The 20,182-nt window shown below is 40.8% G+C and carries 20 protein-coding genes; 8 read left to right on the forward strand and 12 right to left on the reverse strand.

The genetic code is table 11. The annotated features are described in order from the left end of the window. Positions 1–33 precede the first annotated feature (33 nt). On the reverse strand, positions 34–2,577 hold the full coding sequence (gene ppsA / locus NMK36_RS04415; protein WP_072720170.1) for a phosphoenolpyruvate synthase: 2,544 nt from the start codon (positions 2,575–2,577) through the stop codon (positions 34–36). A 426-nt stretch (positions 2,578–3,003) separates the two neighbouring features. On the opposite strand from ppsA, the gene NMK36_RS04420 reads away from it, so the two are divergent. Continuing rightward, the gene (locus NMK36_RS04420) at positions 3,004–3,390 is read left to right on the forward strand and encodes a winged helix-turn-helix transcriptional regulator (protein WP_254175155.1); all 387 of its coding nucleotides are present in this window, start codon (positions 3,004–3,006) and stop codon (positions 3,388–3,390) included. A 45-nt stretch (positions 3,391–3,435) separates the two neighbouring features. Here NMK36_RS04420 and NMK36_RS04425 read toward each other — a convergent pair whose 3' ends face one another. Beyond that, positions 3,436–4,323, reverse strand: coding sequence for a carbohydrate ABC transporter permease (locus tag NMK36_RS04425; RefSeq protein WP_072720169.1), 888 nt, complete (start codon positions 4,321–4,323; stop codon positions 3,436–3,438). Positions 4,324–4,484: 161 nt separating this feature from the next. After that, positions 4,485–5,954 carry a CIA30 family protein gene (locus NMK36_RS04430; protein WP_254173073.1) on the reverse strand — a complete coding sequence of 490 codons (1,470 nt, stop codon included), beginning with the start codon at positions 5,952–5,954 and terminating at the stop codon, positions 4,485–4,487. A gap of 207 nt (positions 5,955–6,161) precedes the next feature. Here NMK36_RS04430 and NMK36_RS28735 point away from each other — a divergent pair, with 207 nt between their 5' ends. The 3 genes from NMK36_RS28735 (at position 6,162) to NMK36_RS04440 (ending at position 7,341) form a co-directional block, all read left to right on the forward strand. Further along, a complete protein-coding gene (locus NMK36_RS28735; RefSeq protein ID WP_281250340.1) occupies positions 6,162–6,287 on the forward strand; it encodes a hypothetical protein in 126 nt (41 codons plus the stop codon). Between the two features lie 207 nt (positions 6,288–6,494). After that, positions 6,495–6,872 (forward strand): hypothetical protein, encoded by a 378-nt coding sequence (locus NMK36_RS04435; RefSeq protein WP_083580076.1) that lies wholly within the window; start codon positions 6,495–6,497, stop codon positions 6,870–6,872. Between the two features lie 4 nt (positions 6,873–6,876). Further along, positions 6,877–7,341: a VOC family protein gene (locus NMK36_RS04440; protein ID WP_072720167.1), complete on the forward strand. Its 465-nt coding sequence runs from the start codon at positions 6,877–6,879 to the stop codon at positions 7,339–7,341. A 243-nt stretch (positions 7,342–7,584) separates the two neighbouring features. Here NMK36_RS04440 and NMK36_RS04445 read toward each other — a convergent pair whose 3' ends face one another. The 3 genes from NMK36_RS04445 to NMK36_RS04455 all read right to left on the reverse strand — a co-directional run bounded on the left by NMK36_RS04445 (position 7,585) and on the right by NMK36_RS04455 (position 10,834). Next, positions 7,585–8,181, reverse strand: a complete 597-nt coding sequence (locus tag NMK36_RS04445; protein WP_072720166.1) for a M23 family metallopeptidase — start codon at positions 8,179–8,181, stop codon at positions 7,585–7,587. Positions 8,182–8,445: 264 nt separating this feature from the next. Beyond that, a complete protein-coding gene (locus NMK36_RS04450; RefSeq protein WP_072720165.1) occupies positions 8,446–9,387 on the reverse strand; it encodes a spermidine synthase in 942 nt (313 codons plus the stop codon). Between the two features lie 106 nt (positions 9,388–9,493). Continuing rightward, positions 9,494–10,834: a bile acid:sodium symporter family protein gene (locus tag NMK36_RS04455; protein ID WP_186440396.1), complete on the reverse strand. Its 1,341-nt coding sequence runs from the start codon at positions 10,832–10,834 to the stop codon at positions 9,494–9,496. Positions 10,835–11,618: 784 nt separating this feature from the next. Between NMK36_RS04455 and NMK36_RS04460 the strand changes: the two genes are divergently transcribed. Next, positions 11,619–12,392: a class I SAM-dependent methyltransferase gene (locus NMK36_RS04460; protein WP_245824285.1), complete on the forward strand. Its 774-nt coding sequence runs from the start codon at positions 11,619–11,621 to the stop codon at positions 12,390–12,392. A gap of 140 nt (positions 12,393–12,532) precedes the next feature. Here NMK36_RS04460 and purC read toward each other — a convergent pair whose 3' ends face one another. From purC to NMK36_RS04485, 5 genes are all read right to left on the reverse strand, one after another. Beyond that, complete coding sequence (gene purC / locus NMK36_RS04465) at positions 12,533–13,264, reverse strand: phosphoribosylaminoimidazolesuccinocarboxamide synthase (protein WP_072720162.1); 732 nt, start codon at positions 13,262–13,264, stop codon at positions 12,533–12,535. Positions 13,265–13,360: 96 nt separating this feature from the next. Continuing rightward, on the reverse strand, positions 13,361–14,242 hold the full coding sequence (folP, locus tag NMK36_RS04470) for a dihydropteroate synthase (protein ID WP_254173074.1): 882 nt from the start codon (positions 14,240–14,242) through the stop codon (positions 13,361–13,363). Between the two features lie 153 nt (positions 14,243–14,395). Next, positions 14,396–15,121, reverse strand: coding sequence for a triose-phosphate isomerase (tpiA, locus tag NMK36_RS04475; RefSeq protein ID WP_254175156.1), 726 nt, complete (start codon positions 15,119–15,121; stop codon positions 14,396–14,398). A 234-nt stretch (positions 15,122–15,355) separates the two neighbouring features. Further along, a complete protein-coding gene (locus NMK36_RS04480) occupies positions 15,356–15,541 on the reverse strand; it encodes a PCP reductase family protein (RefSeq protein WP_072720161.1) in 186 nt (61 codons plus the stop codon). Positions 15,542–15,580: 39 nt separating this feature from the next. After that, a complete protein-coding gene (locus NMK36_RS04485) occupies positions 15,581–16,489 on the reverse strand; it encodes an alpha/beta fold hydrolase (protein ID WP_072720160.1) in 909 nt (302 codons plus the stop codon). Between the two features lie 414 nt (positions 16,490–16,903). Between NMK36_RS04485 and NMK36_RS04490 the strand changes: the two genes are divergently transcribed. Beyond that, entirely contained in the window at positions 16,904–17,494 is a 591-nt protein-coding gene (locus tag NMK36_RS04490; RefSeq protein WP_139295100.1) for a hypothetical protein, read from the forward strand. Here NMK36_RS04490 and NMK36_RS04495 read toward each other — a convergent pair. Continuing rightward, positions 17,436–18,386 carry a hypothetical protein gene (locus NMK36_RS04495; RefSeq protein WP_072720157.1) on the reverse strand — a complete coding sequence of 317 codons (951 nt, stop codon included), beginning with the start codon at positions 18,384–18,386 and terminating at the stop codon, positions 17,436–17,438. The two genes, NMK36_RS04490 and NMK36_RS04495, sit on opposite strands and share 59 nt — an antisense overlap. 238 nt (positions 18,387–18,624) lie before the next feature. Here NMK36_RS04495 and NMK36_RS04500 point away from each other — a divergent pair, with 238 nt between their 5' ends. Together NMK36_RS04500 and NMK36_RS04505 are read left to right on the forward strand one after the other, a co-directional pair. After that, positions 18,625–19,530, forward strand: a complete 906-nt coding sequence (locus tag NMK36_RS04500) for an MBL fold metallo-hydrolase (protein WP_072720156.1) — start codon at positions 18,625–18,627, stop codon at positions 19,528–19,530. Positions 19,531–19,760: 230 nt separating this feature from the next. Beyond that, positions 19,761–20,102 (forward strand): hypothetical protein, encoded by a 342-nt coding sequence (locus NMK36_RS04505; RefSeq protein WP_072720155.1) that lies wholly within the window; start codon positions 19,761–19,763, stop codon positions 20,100–20,102. The last annotated feature ends 80 nt before the right edge of the window (positions 20,103–20,182 follow it).

Below are 20,182 nucleotides of genomic sequence, written 5' to 3' on the forward strand. Positions count from 1 at the left end.
TAGAGACGTTGTATACAACGTCTCTACGACTATTTATTTGGCTTTGGCAACGTCCATGACTTCATCTAACAACGTGCCAGATTCTTCCATTTTGCCAATGTCAAGAATCGTTTTAATCACAGAGTCAGGGTTCAAACTCATCGAGTCAATTCCCAGTTCCACTAAGAAGCGGGCAAACTCTGGATAATCGCTGGGGGCTTGACCACAAATCCCAATCTTGCGACCATATTTTTTAGCCGCTTTAATGGCAATCGTGACCATCCGCCGGACAGCTTCGTTGCGTTCATCGAAGATATGGGCAACTAAAGCCGAGTCACGGTCTAACCCTAACGTTAATTGGGTTAAGTCATTAGACCCAATGGAGAATCCATCAAACACTTGGGCGAATTCATCGGCGAAAATCACGTTACTGGGCAATTCGCACATCACATAGACTTGCAGCCCATTTTCACCCCGTTTCAGACCGTGTTTTTCCATTTCCGCTAACACTTTGCGACCTTCATCGGGAGTGCGACAGAAAGGAATCATCGGAACCACGTTAGTTAAGCCCATTTCGTCCCGAACCCGTTTCAGGGCGACACATTCTAACCCATAAGCTTCGCGGTAGTTGGGGTCATAGTAACGAGACGCACCCCGCCAGCCAATCATCGGGTTTTCTTCTTTCGGTTCAAACTGACGACCGCCTAACAAGTTGGCATATTCGTTGCTCTTGAAGTCGGACATCCGTACAATCACAGGATTCGGATAGAACGCCGCCGCAATCATGCCGATACCATGAGCCAGTTTATCCACAAAGAAGTCGGGTTTATTGGGATAAAGTTTGGTCAGGTCGGCAATTTCCCGTTTGACTAATTCGTCTTCGAGTTGGTCAAATTTCAACAATGCTAACGGGTGGGCTTTAATATGGTTGGCAATAATAAACTCAAGCCGCGCTAACCCCACACCATCGCAAGGAATACTGGATAAGCCAAAGGCTTCTTCCGGGTTCCCGACGTTCATTAAAATTTTCGTCCGCGTTTTCGGCAGATTATCCAGGACGGTTTCTTGAACTTCAAAGGGAACTAAGCCTTCATAAACGCGACCTTCTTCTCCTTCGGAACAGGAAACGGTAATTTCTTGTCCGTTTTTAATCACAGAGGTGGCATCCCCGCAACCGACAATGGCTGGAATTCCCATTTCACGGGCGATAATGGCGGCGTGGCACGTCCGTCCCCCAGCGTTGGTAACAATAGCGCTGGATTTCTTCATAATCGGTTCCCAGTCGGGGTCAGTCTTATTGGTGACTAACACTTCACCCGCTTGGAATTCATCAATTTTATGAACATCCAAAATCACTCGCGCTTTCCCTTGACCAATCATTTCGCCCACGGCGCGACCCCGTGACAGCACGTTACTGGTTCCTTTGAGTTTGAAGTTTTTCAGAACGGAACCGGATTTTTGCGATTGTACCGTTTCAGGACGAGCTTGGACGATGAATAATTGTCCGGTAATACCGTCTTTTGCCCATTCAATATCCATCGGAGTGTAAGTACCCCGAACTTGCGAATAGTGGTTTTCAATAATACAAGCCCACTTCGCTAGTTGCAGAATTTCATCGTCGTTAATACAATATTTTTCCCGTTCAGATTGAGGAACAGAGACGTTTTTCGTCAGTTTAGAACCGCCGATGTCATAGACCATCTTCAGTTCTTTAGTTCCTAAGCGTTTTTCTAAAATTGGACGGAAGCCTTGTAATAAAGTCGGTTTGAACACGAAATATTCATCGGGGTTCACCGCACCTTGAACAACGTTTTCTCCTAACCCATAGGCGGCTGTTACTAACGCGGCATTTTTGAATCCGGTTTCGGTATCAATGGAGAACATCACCCCAGAACTGGCGAGGTCAGACCGCACCATTTTTTGTACACCAACGGAGAGAGCTACGTTAAAATGATCAAAGCCTTTAATCGTCCGATAGGAAATTGCCCGGTCGGTGAAAATCGAAGCAAAGCATTTATGGCAGGATTCTAATACGCCTTCTTCGCCATAAACGTTTAAATAAGTTTCTTGTTGTCCCGCAAAACTAGCATCGGGTAAGTCTTCGGCGGTGGCGGAGGAACGAACAGCAACGTCTACATCGTTGGCATAACGTTTGCATTCTTCCTTATATTCTTCGCCAAATTGGTTGCAAAAATCCCCATCTGTACTGTAGCGTTCACAAAGTTTTTTATAAGCGCTGGTAATCGCTTCTTCTAAGTCGGCTGGAAACGGAGTGTCAAGGATTAATGAACGAGCTTGTTTGCCACGTTGCCGCAAATTCGGCATATCCTCAACGTCGAGGTCTGCAAATAGTTCTCGTAGTTTTTTCTCTAAACCCGCAGACTCAATAAAATAACGATAAGCATAAGCAGTAGTCGCAAATCCATTGGGAACATTTACACCTTGGCGGGTGAGTTCTTGAATCATTTCCCCCAAAGATGCGTTTTTCCCACCGACTAACGGAATATCAGAAATTCCAACTTCATCAAACCAAAGTACAAAAGCTTTTTCTTTGGCTTCTGAATTTACTGTTCCCGTCGTTGCATAAGCGTCAACCATTTTTAAATTCCTCCAATTGGAATGACTGTTTTGTTAGAATTCAGTCAATCTTTATTGTTTATTTAAGTTCAAACTTAGGTCAGAATGTATTTATCCTTACCCGTACATTCTGAGTTAACTGGTTCTAAATCACTCGATACTCAATATGAATGTTTAGAACTTCTGAATCTTGAATCGGTGAACTTGGCAGTTCTTAAGATTTTTTTCCGTTTTTTTCTCTCTAGGTGTGAACTTTCGGCCTCAACTGAGGGTTTGTTTTCCCTCTATCTCAAAGCGTACTACTTTCTATCGTGATTTCAATATAGGTTCCCTTCATTCACATAGTTACCAAAAGTAAAAGATAGTTGCCATCTGGGAATTATAGGCTATTCTTAAAAAAGATTGAATCCTTAAGGCTCTTGGGATTAATGTTAACAAATGTTGCAAATGAATGTTACCCCTTGTCTCGAAAAACCAGACTTTGGTTCTGCAAGCTCCCAGAATCAAAACACTTGCCCGATTCAATATATTGTGCAAATCATCAGCAGCAAATGGTCAGTCTCAATTTTGCGGGAGTTACTAATCAGGAATTGTCGTACCCATGAATTTTTAGAGGCTTTACCCGGAATAAGTACGAAAACCTTGACAATTCGCCTCCGAGAATTAGAAAAATATGGTATTATTGAAAGGAAGGTCTATGCAGAAATACCCCCTCATGTTGAATATTCCTTAACCGATAAAGGCCGACAACTGCAACCTGTATTAATAGCTTTAAAACAAGCTGGAGAACAATTATTACAGCAAGAACCCTGTCACTGTTCCATCAAGCTTTAAAATCGGTGTCGGGTGTTGGCTGTCGGGTACCGAGTACCGAGTCTGTTACAGCAACGGACTATTGCTGTTAACAGTCTCGCTAAACCGTTCAATCCCTAATCGTAAAATCGATAATCCCAAAACGATTAAAAATAAAATTAATCCAATGGTACAAGCATAACCAAATTCTAATTGTTGGAAGCCTTGTTCATACAAATAATAAACAATCGTTTTAGAACTATTTCTTGGCCCTCCTTGGGTCATAATATACACTTCTTCAAACACTTTCGTTGAGGATATTGCTGAAATGACCCCCACTAAAACCATGTAAGGTTTCATTAAAGGTAAGGTAATATCCCAATGTTTTTTTAACCCATCAGAACCGTCAATCGTTGCGGCTTCATACAGTTCTAATGGAATTCCTTGTAATCCTGCTAAATAAATCACCATATAATAGCCTAAGCCTTTCCAAATCGTCACCGCCATCACACTAAACAAGGCGACATGGGGACTGGTTAACCAAGGAATAGGAGGAAAAGAAATAGCATTTAAAAGTTGATTTAAAAACCCATTTTCTGCATATAACCATTTCCACGCAATACCCGCCACCACCATTGAAATCACGACCGGAACATAATAGGCGGTTCTAAAGCCATTAATTCCGCGTAATTTTTGATTCACTAAAATCGCTAAAGCCAAGGGTGCAAAAACTAAAATCGGAACAACGATGATTAAATAAAGCAAGGTATTCTTTAAGGTTTCCCAAAATACCTCATCTGTCCATAACTGTTGAAAATTCTTTAACCCGACCCATTCTGGCGGTGTAAGTAAGTCATAACTAAACAAACTTAAATAAAATGCTTGTAACGCTGGCCAAAATACGGTTAAGGTCAGCATTAATAAAGCAGGAAATAAAAATAAATAAGGCGTTAAAACGGATTTAAACTTTAGCATATAGTACGGAACAGACAAGAGATTAGGTTTCCAGAAGCAGTTTAAATCTTTATTAGCTTCATGTCAAAATATAATTTGATTTTAAGTGCTACGCATTACAGTGGTAGAGACGCGCCATGGCGCGTCTCTACCAAATCCTGAAACTCATTCCCTATTCCCTATTAATCAGATTTAAGTTGAGAAAATAACTCATCCCAATTTTTTGATGCTGGACTATCCAGTTCTGCTTTAACTTCAAAAGTCGTATTACAAGCTTTCGGTTGAGTTAAAGCTTGGATACATAATTCAGCAATATCCTCTCGACTGACTTGTCCTTTAATTGTGTCTCCTTTGTCAACTATTAACGCAGAACCTCCGGGTTGTTCTGTTAATGCACAGGGACGAATAATTGTATAGGGAATACCACTAGAACGAATCACCTCTTCTCCCCGTAATTTCCAGGTTAAAATCCCCCCTAATTGTTCATTTAAACGCACCGCCGGAGGTTCTTCTTCTAAATTTAATCCGGGTTTTCCTGGACGAGTTACCCCCGCCGAGCTCACCTGAACAAATCGAGGTAAAACGGTTCCACCGTAGGCCTTAATCGATTCAATTTCTAATTGAAAAAGTCCGGGTTCAAATTTGGGATTTAATGCGCCATCATATTCAAATTTACTCAACATTAATTGTAAGGAAAATACCTGACTGGCATTAAAAGGTTTTCCTTCATTTAAAGTTTTAGCACGAAACACCGGAATTAATTTATCAAAAGGAATCCGAATGGTAATAGGAATATTGTACACCGTATCAAACGAATAACAATATCCTACACTATCCCAACCTTCATTACAGCGAATAATAAATTTATAGCGTTTTCCATCGCCTTTAACCCGTAATTCAATCCCTTGATAATCATATAAATTTAAAGGAGGTTCAAAATTGCGGGTTCGCACGGAAACAAACCCCCCAGAATTCGCTGTTGAAACATATCCTGTAAACAATGCGCCATCTGGTGTTAACTTTAACGAACTTTCACTAATACCCCCCATGACAATATCATCTAATGCCCCCCAAATTTCCTTAACATCTTCAGCAGGTTGGGTAAAATCAAACAAAATTTTATCCCCAGCATTTCTCAGGGTTCTAGGTACTGTATTAATTAAATTTTGAATGCCTTTATATTCCACTAATTCCGGTACATCAACCACTTCCGGCATATAAAACTTAATTCCCTGATAATATTTTTCGCGGTTCGGCGTATCTCCTTCAACGGGTTGGACTTTTGTACCACTACAACAAATAATCCCATTAATATCTTGAAAGACAGCAGGCGTTAAGGTTTCAGGAAGGGTTAAATCTGCTTCAATTAATTCTACCGAATTTCCTAAGATTGTTCTTCCTCTTTTAGCATCCCGAACTAAACAACGCACTTTAATGCCTTGTTGTTGTAACCGTTGAACCACTCGTTTTCCCACTCCCCCCGTGGCACCCACGACTAATATAATATTGGGTTTTTCTTGCCGTTTTTTTGCCCCTCCCCCTAATAAATTTTGTATCCAGTTAATATTGCCAATAAAGGGAATAACCTTAAAATAAGCCAGGGTTTTCAGGAACCGACCCCCATCCCATTGTCCTTTTTGTGGTTCTGTCATTGCCTTCTCCGTATAATTTTGTTAAGGAACTGGTGTTATAGATTAAGATATGTAACAAATTTAATGGTAACAGAAGAAAGCCAAAGTTGCTCAAGGTCTTTGAAAAGGGGAACTAAAGCGGGTACATAGCCAAAATGAGAATAACGAGCTTCACCTTCCCCAAGAATAAACATCTGTGTTAAGGTATCTCTTGAATAAATTTAGCCAATGACAATGGAAAGTATAGATTTAGAAACAGCGATCCCCGTTGGACTTGCTTTATTGATTATTATTGGTAGTTTCTTAATGATGTTTACCAATTTTTGGACAACCGCTTTAAAAAACAAGAAATAGTCAACCATAGACATTAAGGAGGAGGACAGAAATTAATCTCCAAAAACTCATTTCATCAATCATTTGATAGAAATTGTGACGGTTCTGTAAAATCAAAAGGAACAGAATATTTCACAAATTCAATAAAGACGCTATAGTGTAGAAGCCCAAAACAGAAAAATTATTCAATTCCCGATCTCAAACAACAGAAAAAGAAGAGTTTTGATCATGATGGATTTCACAACAATTGCTGAGTTCTCTCGAAATAACTGTTTAGGAATTTGTGCTTTTTTAGTGCCGTTTAATTTACTGGCTACCTTACAAACCCTAATTTTTATCGGTTTAAATCGTCCTCCATCTCAAATTTTGTTAATTTCTGGGTTTGCTAGTTTATATTCAGGATTGATGGTACTGCACGTTTTCACCTGGTTTATGATTGGTGTCGTGATGATTCCTACCTATGTTTTATTACTCTTGGGAACAACGTGTTTAATTATTAATATTTGGGCAGTTCAATTTCCTAAAAGTTTAAGATATATTATTGGACAAATCGTTTTATGGGTTCAAAAAATTATGGGTAGAATTCAAACTGTAGCCTTCAATTAAATTCATGGAATCTACGCCAACCCTATACCCCAAAATCTTACCCCCAGGACTTCTCCGCCGCGTTCATCATCTTGCATTAAATGTTGTTGACTTACAAAAATCTCGCGATTTTTATGGTACAATATTAGGGTTACATGAATTAGTTGGGGATGAAGTTCCCAGTACCTTAAAAGGTCTTGTTGAAACGGGAAAAGTCGCTAATTTTATTACCCCTGACGGGACAGTCATTGATTTATTTGCTGAACCGGATTTAAACCCCCCTGATCCTGATCCCAAAAAAGCGTTTACCCGTGTGAATCATTTAGCCTTTGATATTCCAGCAGAATTTTTTGAGCAAGCGGTAGAAGTCTTGCAGTCAAATTCTATTCTCATTGATCATGGCCCCGTCACCCGACCCACTGGACGTGGCATTTATTTCTATGACCCCGATGGTTTTATGATCGAGATACGTTGTGATCCTTCATCCTAACCCCAAAATTTGGTAGAATCCGTCTTGTCAGAGCAAATTGATTCGCTGAAAAAAGAATCCCCAGCCCAGTACATAGCTTGGCGGGGGAGTGTCAAAAATACCGTTGTTGTTGCGATTTGAATAACCTAAACGCCGTTTTCTTAATCTGCCTGCGGGTATAAATTTTCAAATCTCACAATTTTATTGTATCAAACATAACGCGATTTTTTTACAAAACTTCACTAAGTCCCTGAAACCATCTCCTTAACTGCCTCTGGCTTGTTGAATTTGTTGATTGTACATTGAGCGTAACACACGAGCGGGATCAACCCAACGGCCACTATATTTGACACCCCAATGAAGGTGAGGGCCTGTTGTCCGTCCCGTCATTCCCACTCTGGCAATTCTCGTCCCCGAAGGAACTTGCTGACCTTCCCAAAGTTGAATACCCCCTTCTCGGTCAATAAAATAAGTTCCTTGACTGGTTTTTTCCACAGTCCCTTGAACGTGACAATAAATATGTTCCCATTGGCCAGACTGAATGGCAATCCCGTTACCACAACGACCATCTTGCCACACTTCCACAACCGTTCCTTGCCACCAATTGCGAATATAACTGCCTTCAGGGGCTGCCAAATCTAAACCATAGTGAAACCCTTCCCCCCGATAGCCAAAAGGAGAGGTATATTCTTGAAAATTTTCAACGGGAAACGATGCTCCTGACCAGTTTAAACCCGTTGCTACTTCAGTCGGTTGAGCTTTGGCGAACTGTTGTTTCCATCCCAACCCTACCAAACTCACACCCATTAATCCCGCTAATAACAGAAGTGTGTGGGGACGCAAGAATTTAGATTTTGTCATTCAGGTTTGACTCCTCAATCACCAAGAAGGGTTTATTAATCGGATTTTGCCTAATTTTTCCACTCAAAAAAACACTATCTCAGGGTGTTCACTAAAACTCAACTTAAATACTTTATACAACAGATGCTCCCTGGTTCTAAGCTCACTGAGAACATTTGCCGAGGGTTCAGGGTGTATTGTACTAGATTTTGGTTAAAGTTCGTCAATAGAATCAGGAGACAGGAGGACAACGAGAAGAGCCCTCCTGTTTCCTTGTATCATTGATTAAGCATTGGCTCCTTTGCCAAAGAATTTCGGAGGTTCAGCTAAAGTATAAATTTCTGTTTCAGAGGCGATCGCATCGCGTAAATGTTTGGGTACTTGTAACATTCCTAACATCGTTGTCCCATCAAACATCCGTAATCCTCCGATGGTTTGGTCTTGCAACAGTTGATCCACCGTGTCGGGGTCAGGACGGGTATTAATCGGTTGGTTAGAAACGATAATGAAACTCCAGGGACTTCCGTAGGTGGAAATATAACTGGTATAAGAGTGAACCTGGGGAAATACCGTTTTCAGAGTATTCACCAAACGAACGTGCAGTTTCATTTCATTGGGGGAAACCGGGCCAGCTTGAATCACCCCATAACCATCGGGAGTTAAAATTTGCTGAATTTTTTCAAAATATTCTTTGGTAAATAATTTGAAGGATGGCCCCTCTTCAATGGGATCGGATAAATCCGAAATCACAATATCCCATTTTTCCTGAGTCTGCTCTAAAAAGTCAATCGCATCCCCGATAATCAGTTGGGTGCGGGGATCATCAAAAGCATTTTGGTGCATTTCTGGCAGATGTTGTTTACAGGCTTCCACCACATCTCCATCCAGGTCAATCATGGCAACACATTCAATAGTTTTCCAACGTAAAACCTCTCGAATCGTTGCCCCTTCTCCTCCCCCCAAAACCGCAACTTTTTTGGGAGAACCGTGATAGACCGAAGCGACATGAACTAAGGGTTCGTGATAGAGAAATTCATCTCCCGTACAAGATTGCCATTTACCATCGAGAACCAAGGCTTTTCCATAAGCACCCGTTTCCACAACATACATATCTTGATACGGGGTTTTTTTATACGCTAATACTTGGGTAATTCCATGTACATAAATATCCCAAGGTGTGATATACTCGCTTACCCAAAAATCAGCTTTTAGTTCACTACCCGACATAATCACTTCTCCTGGAAATATACAGATCCAATGTTCTAGGGTAGAACATTCTGGAGCTACCACAAAATATTAAATGTCCCTTAACTGAAGCTTAATTTTATTGTCTCTAATTCTTAACCATTGTTCGTTTACGCCAAGCTGTATAAGGAATGGAAACAATCGCAGCAATTAAGGCATAGGTAATCAGCGTATCGATAATGCCACTTTTGATAAAATCTAAATTGGGGAAATTCAAGCTAACCAGTAGAACCGCTAAACCCGCATTCCGAGTTGCGGTTGCATAAGCTAGAACTGTTCTTGTTTCCGGTTTCGGCCCACCCAAAACATGACCACAGACCAGCGAAGCAATCGAGAGCAAACCCATTACCAAGTAAGCAATAAATCCGGCATTGAGAACTTTTTCTAGGCTGACGGCGAGCAGGATAATTAGAGCCAGCAAAAGCATCAATTTGGCAATTTTGTTGACGGGTTCTACCCAATCTTCTGCTAACTGGGGTACATATTGAGCCAGTAAAACGCCGATTCCCATGGGTAACACCTGAGCAAACAACACTTGGTTAGCAATGTCTTGTGGGGATAACCAGGCTTGATTCGGATAGAACTGACTCAGAATAGCAGCCGTTAAGGGGATACTAACAATGGCTAGAACGCACACCGTAAACTGTAAACTAGCAATAAACTTTGGCTGTCCCCCAGCTTTTATACTCTTAAAGGGAATCATGGGCGCACCGGGACAGGCTATCATTGCCCCAATACCAATGCGTTGTGCCACGGTTAAACCCGGAATGAATACGGTTAAGGCTCCCAATAATGGCACTGCAATTAACACCGAGAGTAGCGATCGCAACAGGAGAGACGGTTGCTTCCAGATCCAGACGACATCCTCAATTTTCCAATGAATTGCCATAGAAAACATCAGAACAAAGAGGGTTAATTTGGCATAATTAATAAATATTGTCTTGATCAGGGCAACGGTGGGATTGACAGATACAGTTTGGTCAGAGACACCGGGGACTTTTTGAGCAACTTCAACCTGATTACTTCCTTGGCGATAGACCACTGTTCCCCCCTTGACAATAGTTAACTCTGAAGAACCCAACGGACTAATCAACACGATATATTGTTGATTACCGATCACAGCAACGTATTTAATCGGATCTTTTGTAGGGTTTTTAGCCAGAGTAATAGAAACAGGTATTTTTTTAAGGGTTAGGGTTTTGTTTTCCTTGTCATAGATATTGACATAAGCTTTATTTTCTTCTCGAAATACTCTCACCACATAACGGTCATTTTGAAACAATAAAGCTGTATCTGAGGTAGGAATCTGAGGCGACGCACTTGGGGGCAGTTGATCGGAAGTTGGTGCTGGAGACTGGGCGATCAATTCCTGAGAATAGGCATTCTGAGTAATGGCAGAGGATGTGAGTGTCCCTGAGTACAGGGTCACTGCCAAGATCAGTGTAAACAGGGCAAGAAAACGGATCAGAAAAACCGGACGAGAAACTCTTTTAGAAATAAGAGGGGATTTCCATAAAAACATAAATTTAGCTGTCCTGGGTACTGAGGATCAAAAGTAACTGCTGGTACAAGTGTCGGGATAATAAATTCTGAAAACCTTGATGGAGTTAGATTATAGCTTTAATATTATCAGCCCTATTAGCAAGAGAACGCCAAAATCCTCACATTCAGTACGCAAGAGGTTCATCTCAGTATGACAGTTTGTCCTATTTCTTCTACAAACTATTTCCTTTTAAAATTGCATCCTTCTTAGGGCTTAATAGGGTTTCCCCTATGTAAAGTAAAAATGTGTTTACGACAGATTTGTTTAACTCAAATTTGTGAACAGCAAGCTTTATCATATTGAGTTTATTTTGTCAATTCTAATTAACCCTAAAAAAAACTATCCCCTCGGTAATAACCGTTTCCTGAGACTGTTAAAGACTTTTATAAAAGTAAAATAAGGGGTTGAGTAAATCTCTATCTTTAACTAGATGAAATAAGGGTTCAGAGACGGTATAAAAAGATTCCTATTTTCCCATCCCAAGGAGGTCAAAAGACCCTTTTATCGGTAGAATCTACCTTTGGGCGTCAGTATAAATTCTCCCTCTTGAAATAAGTCTAAACTTTCCTTAATTTTTAGCAAATCATGAACAGAATGTTGCATACTAAAAAGTGACAAACAAATTCTGCCTGACTGCCTAATGAACACTAAGACCGTAAACTATGCTCCTATGGCTCCTGTGCCTCATTGGGATGCAAAACTCTACGACAGTCATCATAGCTTTGTCTCTAACTTAGCCGTAGATCTATTGGAATTGCTTGATCCCCGTATAGGAGAGCAGATTCTTGATCTCGGTTGTGGCACAGGTCATCTGAGCTATAAAATTACAAACACTGGGGCTGAAGTGATCGGAATTGACAAGGCTTCAACGATGATTAAACGCGCTAGTCAAACTTACCCCGGTCTAAATTTTTTAGTGGCAGATGGAGCTAACTTAACCTGGACTGAACAGTTTGATGCAGTTTTCTCGAATGCAGTTTTACATTGGATTCAACAACCTGAAAAAGTTGTGGATGGGGTTTGGCGTGTCTTAAAACCCGGCGGGCGTTTTGTTGCAGAATTTGGAGGCAAAGGGAATATTGATACCATTATTGCCGCAATTTATGCAGCGTTAGATGCGGCTGGATATCCTCAAAACAAAACCTTAAATCCTTGGTATTTTCCGAGTATTGCTGAATATGGAATGCTTTTAGAATCACAAGGCTTTCAACTCAAGTCAGCAACATTAATGGAACGTCCAACTCCATTAAATGATGGAGACAAAGGGTTAAGAAATTGGCTGAAGATGTTTGCCGGAAATTTCTTTGAGGGGATTCCCCTTTCTAAACAACTAAATATTATTACTGATATCGAAACTCGCTTGCGCCCCAAATTATTCAAGAATGGCTCTTGGATTGCGGACTATAAGCGGATTCGCATTGTCGCCACTAAAAATAAGGAGTGAACCCCATTAGCGATTGCTGAAGAACAGGGAAGTTGATGGTTAAGTATTAACTGTTGATCAAAAGAGGAGTCAGGGGTCAACAGTTAACACTTTGGCGTGATCTTAGTCGAACTCTGTCTCTCCTCTTCTCCCTTTTAAGATCAGTTGGGTGTATGTTCTAAAACCCGTTTAAGAACTTGTTGATAGGCAGATTCAACATTTCCTAAATCTCGACGAAAACGGTCTTTATCCAAAACTCGACGGTCGGGGTCTGTTTCCGATTGATCCCATAATCGACAGGTATCAGGACTAATTTCATCGGCCAGTACCAGTTGACCATCCGAGGTCATCCCAAATTCTAATTTAAAATCAACTAACGTAATCCCACATTCATTAAAAAAGTCAGAGAGAAGTTGATTAATTAGTAAGGATAACTGGGTGATTTGTTCTAATTGCTTTGGCGTTGCTAACTTCATTAATAACAGGCGTTCATGAGTTAATAACGGATCACCTAATTCATCATTTTTATAGCAAAATTCTACTATTGGCGGTTCAATCACTGTCCCAACAGCAATTCCAGTTTGTTTACATAAACTTCCCGCCGCTATATTCCGAACAATGACTTCTACTGGAACAATGTTTACCCGTTTCACCCGCATTTCATTAGGTGCAGGACAATCAATATAATGGGTGGGAACGCCTTGAGCTTCTAACTGTTGAAACAGATGGCTAGAAATAGCGGTGTTAATTTCCCCTTTGCCTCGAATTGTCCCACGTTTTTGGGCATTAAAAGCCGTGGCATCATCTTTGAAGTAGGCGAGTAAGATTTCCGGGTCATCCGTTGCATAGATAATTTTTGCTTTGCCTTCGTAAAGCTTTTCAGGAGTAGACATAGAAATATGGAGTTTAAACGTTAAATACGGCTTATTGATAAATCAGATCTACCTTAATTTTAACCGAGATAGCTACTTTTGCTGTGATAATAATTCCTACTCTTTTTCAAGACTCACCCGATAAATGGCATCAGCAACTCGACTGACATCTACCATTTCTTTAACGTCATGAACTCGTAAAATATCCGCAGAATTCCCAATAGCTGCCACACAAGTTGCCGCCGTTCCCCAAACCCGTTGTTTCGGGTCAGGTTGGTTTAAAAGATGACCAATAAAACTTTTGCGAGAGGTTCCCACTAAAATGGGACAATCGAGCGATCGCAACTCGGTTAAATTTCTCAATATTTTTAAATTTTGGACAACAGTTTTAGCAAAACCAATTCCCGGATCAATGATAATATAATCTTTAGGAATTCCGTGATGAATAGCAGCTTGAATTCGTTCTTCTAAAAATTGTCTTAATTCTCCGATTAAATCCTGATAATCCGTTAAACTTTGCATCGTTTTCGGTGTTCCTCGAAGGTGCATTAAAATAATAGGAACGTTTAATTGAGCCACCACCGATAACATCTTCGGATCAAAGGTTGCACCCGAAATATCATTAATCATGTCTCCTCCCGCTTGAACGGCTGCTTGGGCGACTTGGGAGGAAGTTGTATCAACAGAAATGGGAATATTAGCTAACAGTTCATCCGAACTCTTTCTAATCGCTTGAATTAGGGGAATTACACGGTTTAATTCTTCCTTTAAACTAACAGTTTCCGCCCCGGGTCGAGTAGATTGTCCGCCAATATCAATGATATCCACTCCGGCTTCCACCATTTTTTGCGCTTGGTTGAAAGCCATCTCTAAACTATTAAAATCTCCCCCATCACTAAAACTATCTGGGGTAATATTCAAAACCCCCATAATATAAGTTCGCTTCCCCCATTGAAAACAAGTTTCTCTAAGGGTTAAAGGGTTAAGAACAGCCGTCATAATTTTTATAATAGAGAATAGGGAACAGGGAACAGGGAACAGGGAACAGAGGGGAAAAGGAAATGGGGAATAGGCATTCTTGCAATGGGAAAAATATAAATTTAATGGGTAAACGCTTTGACTGATAACTGATAACTGATTACTGATAACTGATTACTGATAATTAACAATTCGGGCAAAACTTTCAGGTTGTAAACTTGCCCCTCCTACTAATGCCCCATCAATTTCTGGCTGTGCCATAATATCATCAATATTATCCGGTTTGACAGAGCCACCATATTGAATGGTTACATTAGGATTGATTAATTTACTGCGAATTAAACCAATCACACGATTAGCTTCTGTGGTTTCACAAGTATCCCCGGTTCCTATTGCCCAAATCGGTTCATAAGCAATCACTAAATTGTTTTGATCAACCCCGATTAAATCCTTTTCCAACTGAGAGAAAATCACACGTTCTGTTTCTCCAGCATCTCGTTGTTGTTTCGTTTCTCCTACACATAAAATTGGCGTTAACCCATGACGTTGAGCCGCTCTGAGTCGCCAATTTACCGTTTCATCAGTTTCGCCAAAATATTGACGTCGTTCACTGTGACCCACAACAACATAGCGGATGCCAAATTCTAGTAACATCGGGCCAGAAATTTCCCCCGTGTAAGCTCCAGAATCTTCCCAATGTATGTTTTGAGCACCGAGGAGAATTCGACTCCCATGTAAACTTTTGGACATCATCCCCAAGGCGGTAAATGGTACACAAAGTACCACTTCCCGGTCTTCCGAGGTTTCATCTAAATGACTGGTAAACCCTTGCAGAAACTCTTGAGCTTCTGTTTGGGTTTTAAACATCTTCCAGTTACCCGCAATAATGACTTTTCTCACCGCTAATGCAATTAACCTTAAACACAATAAAAATGTCACCCTTCAGTTTAAAGCGTTACGGGACATTTTTATCGTCGGAACTTGACCGTCAAGACAAGAGTGCGGAGTGTAGAGTGCGGAGTGCGGAGTGCACAGAAAAGAGTCAGAAGTTAATAATTTCCCCATCTCCCCGTCTCCCCGTCCCCCCGTCTCCCTTTTTCCCCATCTCCCCGTCCCCCCATCTCCCCGTCCCCCCTATTGGCCAAATTCCAATCGGGCTTGTTCCACAAGTTCTGCGGTAACAATACCTTGTTCTGCTTCTCTGGCTAGTTGTTCAATCCGTTGTCTAGCTTGAGTCCGAACAAAATAGGGGATATTTTTCAATTTGGCTTTGGCTTCAGGAAGCCACTGAAGTTCACCGAAATAATCAGCGTTAGACATAAACTTAACAGTTACTTTGGGATCATGTCTTTATTTTACTCATGGGGTTGAAAGGGGTTCAAGGATTTTTAGACATTGACGAATCACCCCAATCGTGACCGCCGGAAGTTCTAAATGGGGAGTTAATCCAACATTATCTATTTTTTGAAAAACTTTAATCGCCGTTGGATTTAAGTTAGCTAACCGTTGGCCAGTTTCGGGACTGGTAAAAGCGGATTTTTCACCCCAAAGAATAGCTGTTGGTGTAATCAGTTGAGTCATATACAATGATAAATCAAAACACAAATCACCCCCCACAAAAGACAAAGCTGCGTATTCGGCATTGGGTTGTTGAGCCGATTTTAAATAAGCGTCTACAATTTCGGGATAAATTCGATTGGGTTCAGCAAATTGACGGCTTTGCAGAAAACTTTGAATTCCGCCACTATTGGCAATTCCCGTAAAATACAAAATCCGATCTAAAATGGGTGTTTTCACAATTTGGCTGAACAATGTGCGTCCATAATTTTCTCCAAAATCCGATAATCCTGAAGGAGTTACTAAAATCAAAGATTTGAACAAGTCGGGACGTTGAATGGCGACTCGAATTGTAAATGCTGCCGTTAGAGAAGAAGCAATGACTGTAGCTGGAGGTGAACAGGTTTGTTCTAAAAACTCAGTAATGGTCGTGAGATAATCCTCAATTTTATAAGTTTTTGCCGGATGTTCTGAACGACCCCACCCGATTAAATCCGGGGCTAAAATTCGGTATTCATCTACAAAAGCCGGATAAACTTTTGACCATTCATAAGCAGAAGAACCTCCCCCAAATCCATGTAAAAAGACTAACGGAGGTAATGTCGCAGAAACTTCATTCAAATTCCAAGGTGAACCCTCGGCGGTGTAATACACCATTCTGCCTAAAGATGTCACCATTGAACGCTGACCAAATCCATTCGGTTCAAACATAATTGACCTCTGCAATAATTACGGCGTTGAATGTCGGGTGAAACAGAATACAGCAGTGATTCTTTCCCCCCTCCTCCTCTTTTCCCCCTCCTCCTCTTTTCCCCCTCCCCCTCTCCCCTTGTCCCCTTGTCCCCTTGTCCCCTTGTCCCCCTCTCCCCTTCTCCCCCTGCTCTTTTCCTGATTTCCCCTCCAAGCCTTTGTAGGATCTAGTTAATCCTAAATCTGGGTTTGCAAACAGTCTGGGCTGGTTTATAATGAGGGGTGACACCCCTCATGGGTTAAACCCATCTTTTAAGGGCAACTGATTTAAGGATCTCAGTCTGTCAATCCAGTTGTACTCCCCCAAAAGATAGCAGTTTGACACCAGAATGGTTCAATAACCCTGTTCTATCAATTATTTGGTTGTGGGTAACTATGAAAAACTTTATGGTAGACGAAGACTTTCCGGCTGTTGATTTTATTCAATCCTTAGAGTTAGAAACTTCTATGGATTGCGAATCTAATTCATCTGAAATTATTGTTTATCCTCAACGAGAAGACCAAAATATCGATCCAGAATTTACCGTTAAAGCCTCAACCGAAATTCGATTAGCTTTAGAAGAATTAAATTGTTTTGAAGTTGTTGAAAATCAATTCCAACATTGGGGAATTACGTTTCATAATGCGATCGCTTTACAACCCTCTAATCCCGCTTTTGTCTTAAAACCTGCCACAACAGTTATTATGGGCGCACCCAAAGGGGGAGTCTTAGAAATTAACTTTAAATATCCCATTCAGCAAGTCTTGGGACTGATTACCAGTTCTCACGCTACCGTTTTATTCGCCTATGATGCCGAAGGTAACAAAGTAGCAGAAACCCGGATGAACGTCTCTCCTCATCTCAATACCGATTCCCTAAATTTCCCTAATGCTCAATTAGAATTAAGCGAATTAAATATTAACAAAATTATCTTTGAAACCTTTGATGGTCAATTGATTTTACATCATCTTCAGGTGAAATTCTAACCCTTAATTCCTCAAAATCCCTTCGGTGGTTTTCGGGTTCCAAAATTTGTAACCCTGCTAATAACGCTTCACGCACAAGGGGTTCATTTTCTTGGTATAACATTAATTGAAAATACTCAACAATATGAGTTTGATTAATGCCTTGAAAGGACTGAAGAGTCGGTAAAGGTTGCCACCGTTGCGCCTCTAATAATAATTGTCGATTTCCTGAACGTTGGGGAGAATGCTGAAAGGAATCAGTGATTTGATGCACAGCAATCAAGCGTTTCAGGGGATTATCTTGAGTTAAATCTCCCAACCATTGGTTCAGTTGAGATTGAACGTTATTATATTTTTGTTGATACCATTGCCACAAAATCAAGCTTAAAATTCCCAAAATCCCTAAATTTTGTCCGATTAGACTTAAAGCCATTTCAGGACTTTCAGCACTTGTCCAAAGGGATAGAGAAATATAGAAGAAAATACAAGAACTGACCCCACTACCAACCGTCAAGAACAACTGACGCTGAGAAGGTTCCAACCGTCGATACCAGTTCCACCCCTGGAAATTAATCGGAAGTTCCCGCAGATGGTAAACCCAAGCCATTACCCCCACAGCCAAAGCCGTTGAAAATAAAAGTTTACTATTCCACCATCCCCAAATCCCGAAACCTATTAGCAGGAATAACCAAGTTTTCAAGCGTTCAGACCGACGTTGGCCTAACCGCTTCCAAGGTTTAACAAGACGAGTGAATTGCAAGGGGGGTGTCAGGGAAAAATGCTCAGACGGAATAACCGTCCGATTCCTAGAATATAATAGCCTTTGGACTTGATGCAGGACGTGTTGACTCTGAGTTGATAGGCTAATCCGAATTAGCTGAAGATGATCAAGAGTTTTACTGACTTTATCCATACTGAACATCCAAACCAAAGTATTGTATTATGTGATCTCAAATTTGATCTAAAATTAGAGTGGTATTAACGATAGTTTATGTCATTCTGTCGCATCATTTCGGATTGATACAAGATCAACCTCGGTTAAGATAGGATGGATCTTAACTTTGAGGCTTTCAATTAAGTTTTTCCACCAAAACTTAATCCGAATCAACCTAACCCACTCAACCGCCTAACTCCAACGAGTAATAACACCTATGTCTAATCTACAAAACCAATTCACGGTTCATTTTTGGGGAGTAAGAGGGAGCATCGCGTGTCCGGGTTCGGAGACCGTGCGCTATGGCGGAAATACGCCCTGTATCGAAATGCGAGTGGGTACGGAACGATTGATTTTTGATGGAGGTACGGGGTTACGAGTCCTGGGACAATCCCTCCTGGCTCAAATGCCGGTTACTGCCCATTTATTTTTTACTCATTATCATTGGGATCATATCCAAGGATTTCCCTTTTTTGTTCCGGCTTTTATTAAAATTAATACGTTTTATATCTATGGTACAATTGCTCCCGATGGTTCAACGGTGCAGCATCGTTTAAATGATCAAATGCTCCATCCTAATTTTCCCGTTCCGTTACAAATTATGGGAGCCGACTTAAAATTTGTCGATATTTCGGTAGGCAATTCGATTAATATTAGTAATGAAATTACCGTCGAAACAGCGTTATTAAACCATCCAGGTGAAGCGGTGGGGTATCGAGTTAACTGGCGAAACTATTCAGCCGCTTATGTCTCGGATACAGAACATTTTCCCGATCACTTAGATGAAAATGTATTATTTTTAGCTCGGAATGCTGATGTTTTAATTTACGATGCTACCTACACGGATGAAGAATATCATGCCGAAAAAACCAGTAAGGTAGGTTGGGGACATTCCACTTGGCAAGAAGCTGTTAAAATCGCTAAAGCCGCCAAGGTAAAACGGTTAGTCATTTTTCATCATGATCCGCTTCATAATGATGATTTTATGGATAAAATTGGCGAACAAGTTGCCGAACAGTTTCCCAATAGTTTAATCGCGCGGGAAGGATTATCAATTCAGTTAAGTTCTCCCTTGAATGCCATCAATCCTACACAAGTACAAGCTGTTACCGGAAATTTGTAAGGGTTTCACCATTCGATAATCTCTGAACTTTTATGAGAATTAATGACTTCTAATAACGAACCATTTGATAGATCACTTACTACAGTAACATAGATATATTCTTCATAACGAATGGTGTAATTCCTTTAATAGTTCTAACTTAAGAATAACAAAACCTTCTTTTTCTTGGCAACTGAACACCGTAATATTCGGGAGGTTGAGCAAGACTTCCAAATCATTTTTGTCATTATATGGATGCTGCCAAGAAACTTGAGATTGAATTAGAAAGCATCCTGCTGCAACCGGAATTCGACAGCTACCGTAAAGTTTTCAAGGAAGAGGATTCCGGCGACCAGAAAAAATTCCGGCGGGCAGGTTCAGCACTTTGTCGGGAGCAACTATTCCTATGGTCACTGCGAGTCATTGAACGAAACCGCTCACCGTTCCTTGGAACTGAACTCGGTCAAAAGCTGCGGGGATACCTGGAACTAAAAATCTCAAAGGGCAAACACCGGAGCAAGGCTAGGGCTTCTTTAATATCCAAAGTAGCTGAAATGCTATTCGATGCCCTCCTTAAAGAGATTGTTAAATAATCAATAATAAACCAACACCCTCTGGATTCCACCAGGGGGTTTTTAATATCCACACAGAAAAACGTCTAAAATGATCAATA

Source organism: Planktothrix pseudagardhii, assembly GCF_904830925.1.
GTDB lineage: Bacteria > Cyanobacteriota > Cyanobacteriia > Cyanobacteriales > Microcoleaceae > Planktothrix > Planktothrix tepida.